We start from the raw sequence: 5805 nt of genomic DNA on the forward strand, positions 1-5805 counted from the left end.
AAAATTCAAGATAGTTCTTTAAATATTAAAACTGAAAATTTACTTAATAATTTACAAGCTAGTTATACAAAGTTTGATTCTATTTTAGAACACCAATTTATTAATAATAATCAACATATCGAAGAAGTTTGTTATCGTTGTCGAGATATTAGAAATAAACTTCAACAAAATGAGTTATTTGGTACTAAAGATAACACCATTTCAGATAGTGATATTCAATTACAAACTAAGTATAGAAAGTACTTAAACCAAGTCAAAAATCAAAAAGAATTTTATAAAATGACTAATAAAAAAGAAGTTGAAAATATTATTATGTCAGCCATATCTCCCTATAATCTAAATTTTGATATTGAGGAAAACTTTATTGATTTAATTAAATTAGTAGATAAATCTATGTGGTTTGATGAATGGGATTTTTTAACTAAAATTTAAGGCTTTATTTTCTTATAAAAAATAAAATTAGAAATTACGCACCGCCCAACGAAAAACATGGTTATTTATCAGTCATTGCGAGGTAACAAAGCAATCTCTTTTACTTTAATATTATGAGATACCGTCACGATCGATCGCTATGACAGTACGATCGTCATTGTAAAGAAAAAAAACGGAGAAGATGCCCTTCATCAAATACAATGATAAATAGAAAGAAAAAGGACATCGATTATGAGTAAAGCATATCAACTAAAATCATGGACACAAGTAGTTACCCCTCACCCAGATATTAGAGAGGGAAAACTCGATAACGCTACCTATGCCGCCCAATTAGGTGCTGTTATCAGAAATGATGCTAGTTGCCCTTATGTTTATCGAGATGCCCGTAGTTTTTTCGAGGCTACCTACCTCACCAAAGAATTAAAACAGTTACTCAACGATGTCTTAAAAGGCTTAAATGGAGAAGGGGGCGATCGAATCCTACAACTACGCACTCCCTTTGGCGGTGGTAAAACCCATACCCTAATTAGTCTTTACCATATCACCCAACACAGAAAACAATTAGAACACATCCCAGAAATTCAACAGCTACCGAAACCTGAAAACATTAAAGTATTATCTTTCATAGGCTTAGATGTGGATGCTACCACAGGAACAAAAGTTGAAGATATACCAGTAACTAATGAGGGAATTGGGAATTGGGATTTAGGATTTATGGATTCGGATTTAGGGATTCAGGATAATTTGCGGAAAAATAAATTTAATTCAGAGTCACAAACTAATATCGCCACTAATTCCCAACCCCCCACTCCTAACTCCGATTCTCTTAGGGATTCAGACTCACAAACTAACACTTCCCCTAACCCCCAACGCCTAACTCCTAACTCGGAAAAACCTAACTCCAAAGATACTAACCTGCGAATATTAACCCCTTGGGGATATTTGGCATGGCAGATAGGAGGAGAAAAAAGTTATGCCCTTGTAGCGGAACAGGATCAAAAAAGAATAGCCCCTGGTAACGATGTCTTAAGAAAACTATTTGGTAATCAACCCCTACTAATACTCATGGATGAAGTGTTAGTATATGTAGAAAGTGCTATGGGGTTAATAGTAGGAGACTCCACCTTTGGCAAACAAGTCTTAACCTTCATCCAAAGACTAACGGAAGTAGTGACAGAATTACCTAATGCGGTAATGGTTTACTCCCTTCAAGCCAGTGTACAAGAAGCTGTAGGCAGTGAAGGCGTTTTAGGTATTCTCGATAAATTAGTGTCGCGCATGGATGCAAAGAAAGAACCCGTTTCTGGTGATGAAGTGATGCAAGTAGTACAGAAACGTCTTTTTGCCGACATTGGTGATATTAATATTATTAAGGAAATAGCGAGACAACAAGGGGAACTTTACCGCAAATATCGAGAAACTTATGCCGAAACCAGCCGAGAAAAGCAACAAGTGGATCAAGATGTTAGTTTATTGATAGAAAGAATTGAATATAGCTATCCCTTTCACCCTGACTTACTAGATTTAATGTATAATCGTTGGGGAAGTTTGCCTAGCTATCAACGTACTAGAGGAGCTTTACAATTTCTGGCTACTGTTATTTACTATCTCTGGAAGAATAACGACACATCATTACTTATTTGCCCCTGTAATGTGCCTTTGGAAGATAGTGCAGTAAAACAATCATTCTTCAGCCAAGTAGGGGAAAGAAACGCTTATGATGCGGTTTTCTCTGCGGATTTAATTGGTAGGAAAGCCAAAGTTAATATTGTCAATAAACGCTTTGGTAGTGATTCTCCAGCCCTTGCTAACTTAAACATCGGTAGTCGCATGGCTTCGGCGATTATGCTTTATTCTTTCGGTGCTAAAGGAGGAGAAGAAAGGGGCGTAATGGAACAAGAAATAGCTCAAAGTTGTTTAACCCCTGAGATCGATCGTAATATTATCACCGCCACCCTTTCTGATTTAAGAGAAGAACTATTGTACTTGCACTATGTAGGTAAACGTTATCGTTTTGAAACCAAAGCGAATCTGAATAAGCTAGTAGCAGATGAGGTAAATAAGCAAACCAGCGAGGAAGTTAATAACCAAATTCGTTCTCAATTAGAAAAAAATCTTCAGTCTGGCAAGGGTAAAGTAGTAATTTGGGCAACGGATTCTAGTCGCATTCAAGATCGTTTACCTCTGTTTCAAGTTGTCTATTTAGAACCATCATGGGCAGAAAAAAGTCCAGAGGCGATGGCATCTGACATTATGCACTGGTTAGAATATCGGGGTAATGATAAACGGGAATATAAAAACGCCCTTGCTTTTGTTGTACCTTCTTCATTACAAATGGATAAAGCCCGAACCGCTTCTCGAACTAAGTTAGCGATCGCTTCCCTCCTTGAACAAAAACAGAAATATAAATTTAGTGCGGAAGATATTGAAGAATTGAAGGGAAAAGAGAAAACCTGCCTTGCTGACTTAAATGCTTCCTTGAGAAAACTGTATCAAGAAGTTTTTATCGGTGTACCCAATACGGGAATTGGGAATTTGGATTTAGGAATTAAGGAAAATGTAGGAATTGGGAATCAACAAAAAAATAGAGCAAATTTAGACTTACAAACTAACACTCCTCCTAACTCCCAACTCCTAACTCCTAACCCCGAAAACACCAATTCCCAACCCCCAACTCCTAATCCCTATAATCCCATTCGATTAGAAAACATCGACTTACAATCACAAATAAACGTTTCTGATAAACTCCAAGAGAAAGTTTTAGAAGCCTTAAAAAATCATGTCTTTGAGAGTTTAACAGTCAATAAACTAATTCAATTAGCCAAGTTAACCCCAGAAAAACCTTATATCCAAATCAATGATTTAGTCAGTTACTTTTTCCGTTTTCCTAGTTATCCTAAATTAATTAGTAGTGAACCTATATTGAGATCGATCGCCTCTGCTATCCAACAAGGAAAATTTGGCTACATTCCCAGTATAGGTATTAACGGTTGGCAAACTGTCAATAACACTCCAACTCTTAACAGCCCGACTCCTAACATTCCAACTCCTAACATTCCAACTCCCAACAACCCGACTCCTACTCCTAATACCCCGATTCGTAATTACCAACTCCAGACTCCTATTCAACTACCGATAGTCGAAGATATTAGCTTAATTAGCTATCAAACCTCAATTCCCTTAGATGAATTGGACTCAAACGGCTACCTACTGACATCAGAATTAGTGGAAAAATTACAAGAAAAAGCCCAAAGTAAAATAGATAATCAAACTTTTCCCGATGAAACCTATACCACAGTCAGCACAACTAACACAACTATTAAAGAACCAAATATAAACAAATATCCAGAAACCACATCGACAGATAGGGTTATCGTAGAAAAACCAAGTAATAGCAGTATAGAGAAATCGATCGTTACCGACATTAAACAAGGAAAACAATCAGCGAAAATTTATTCTATGGAAATATCTGCGGATAAAGGACAGCTATTTGAAATTATAGATATTTTACAAAATCTTTCCGATGAATCTAAAGACATGATCGTAAATATCAAAGTTACTGCTACTACAGACACAGAATTTGATCTCAATAAGTTAAGAAATGCGGTAGAAGAACCTTTAGATGAAATGGATATTAAAACATCAATTAATATCAAATAATCAAACTTCCCCCTTTGACAAAAACAAAAACCTATATACCTCAAATGTTATAGCCAATTTAACTACTCATTTACAAAGGTGCATTGTCAAAAACTATTGATAAAAGTGGTTTTAAGGCAACGATCGACTAACTGTCAATAATTTTAATATTTATCATCCCAACTGGATTTATTTTCTGCAACTTTATAATTTAATTGCTTATTTCCAGAAAAAAGAGGATATTTTCCCATGGATGAAAAAGTGACTAATCTTTCTTTTAATTTAGTATATCGCAACAAATCTTTAACTTGTTTTACCGCAATAGCAATGGGCTTTTCCTGTCCAATAATAATCGCCATTTGCTTTGCCCTTGTTAATCCCGTGTAAAATAAATTTCTTGATAACATCATATAATGTTGCATATATATAGGTAAAATGACCACAGGATATTCTGAACCCTGAGACTTATGAATTGTCACGGCATAAGCCAAACTAATCTCGTTTAAATCTCCATAGTCATAGACAACATCTCGATCGTCAAACCCAATAATCATTTCTAGATCAACCGTATTTATCTTTTTAATTATGCCTAAATCGCCGTTAAAAACTTCCTTATCATAATCATTTTTTAGTTGAATAATTCTATCTCCCTCCCGAAAAATACCATCCCCTCTTTTCAACTCAGTTTTACCATTTTCAGGGGGATTAATGATAGCTTGTAAAACTTGATTAAGGTTTCTTGTGCCTAATAAACCTCTCGTCATGGGGCATAACACCTGTAAATCATTAGCAACATCAAAACCCAAAGGAGGTAGAAAATCTGTAACTAATTCGGTGATTAATTGTAAACCATGTTCAGGTTCAGTACCGCCATTGTGCCATAAACAATCGCTTTGAGGACGATGTGATATTGGTTCTAAAGGGGGATATTGCCCTTTATTGATGGCATGGGCAGACTGAATAATGCCACTATTTTGTGCTTGTCGAAATATCTGGGTTAATCGCATCACGGGGATTTGTTGAGAATCGATTAAATCTTTTAACACATTACCAGGTCCAACACTTGGTAATTGATCTACATCTCCCACCAATAATAAATAAGCATCTTTTGGTATGGCTTTTAGCAATGAATGCGCTAAGAATAAATCTAACATGGAAGCCTCATCAATAACGATCGCCTGATAAGGTAAAGGATTCTTTTCATTACGTTTAAATCCATTGGTTGCGCGACTAAATTCTAAAAGACGATGAATAGTTTTTGCTTCTACTCCCGTCATCTCTTGTAACCTTTTAGCCGCTCTACCAGTGGGGGCTGCTAAAGTGATGGTTAATCCTAACGACTGCCATAATGCCACTATCATTTTAGTAGAAAAAGTTTTACCACATCCAGGTCCACCTGTTAAAATCATCACCCGATTAGTTCCTGCCATCAATACAGCTTTATATTGTTGAGGGGATAATTCGATGTTATTTTGGGCGGTAAATTGATTTAACCACTTAGTTAACCATGGTTGAGGAATGGGTGCACAGGAGGAGATTTTATCATTAAATAATTTAGCTAAATGTTGCTCACTATAATAAAAAGCAGGTTTATAACACAATGACACCGCCATCTGTGGATCATTAAGAGTTATATTTTTATCACTAGCTGTATTTTGAGTATTAAAGATGGTATTTTCTCTATTATTAGTACTATTTTCAAAGATTATATTTTCATTATCATTACCTGTATCT

At 35.7% G+C, this 5805-nt stretch carries 2 protein-coding genes and 1 pseudogene; 2 read left to right on the plus strand and 1 reads right to left on the minus strand.

Features of this window, described 5'->3' with window-relative positions; all coding sequences use genetic code 11:
- Nucleotides 1–432, plus strand: a pseudogene (locus ACN4EE_RS21760) (ATP-dependent nuclease); the annotation flags it as partial.
- A gap of 231 nt (nucleotides 433–663) precedes the next feature.
- On the plus strand, nucleotides 664–4092 hold the full coding sequence (locus tag ACN4EE_RS21765) for an ATP-binding protein (protein ID WP_431708610.1): 3429 nt from the start codon (nucleotides 664–666) through the stop codon (nucleotides 4090–4092).
- A gap of 143 nt (nucleotides 4093–4235) precedes the next feature.
- On the opposite strand, the gene recD2 is transcribed toward ACN4EE_RS21765, so the two are convergent.
- Nucleotides 4236–5805, minus strand: a 1570-nt coding sequence (recD2, locus tag ACN4EE_RS21770) for an SF1B family DNA helicase RecD2 (RefSeq protein ID WP_431708611.1), incomplete at its 5' end; no start/stop codon positions are given.

The organism is Geminocystis sp. CENA526 (assembly GCF_050753365.1).
Taxonomy (GTDB): Bacteria; Cyanobacteriota; Cyanobacteriia; order Cyanobacteriales; family Cyanobacteriaceae; genus Geminocystis.

Bases quoted from the DNA above. Each gene is read 5' to 3' on its own strand.
- ACN4EE_RS21765 (WP_431708610.1), top strand. From the start codon at position 664: ATGAGTAAAGCATATCAACTAAAATCATGGACACAAGTAGTTACCCCT.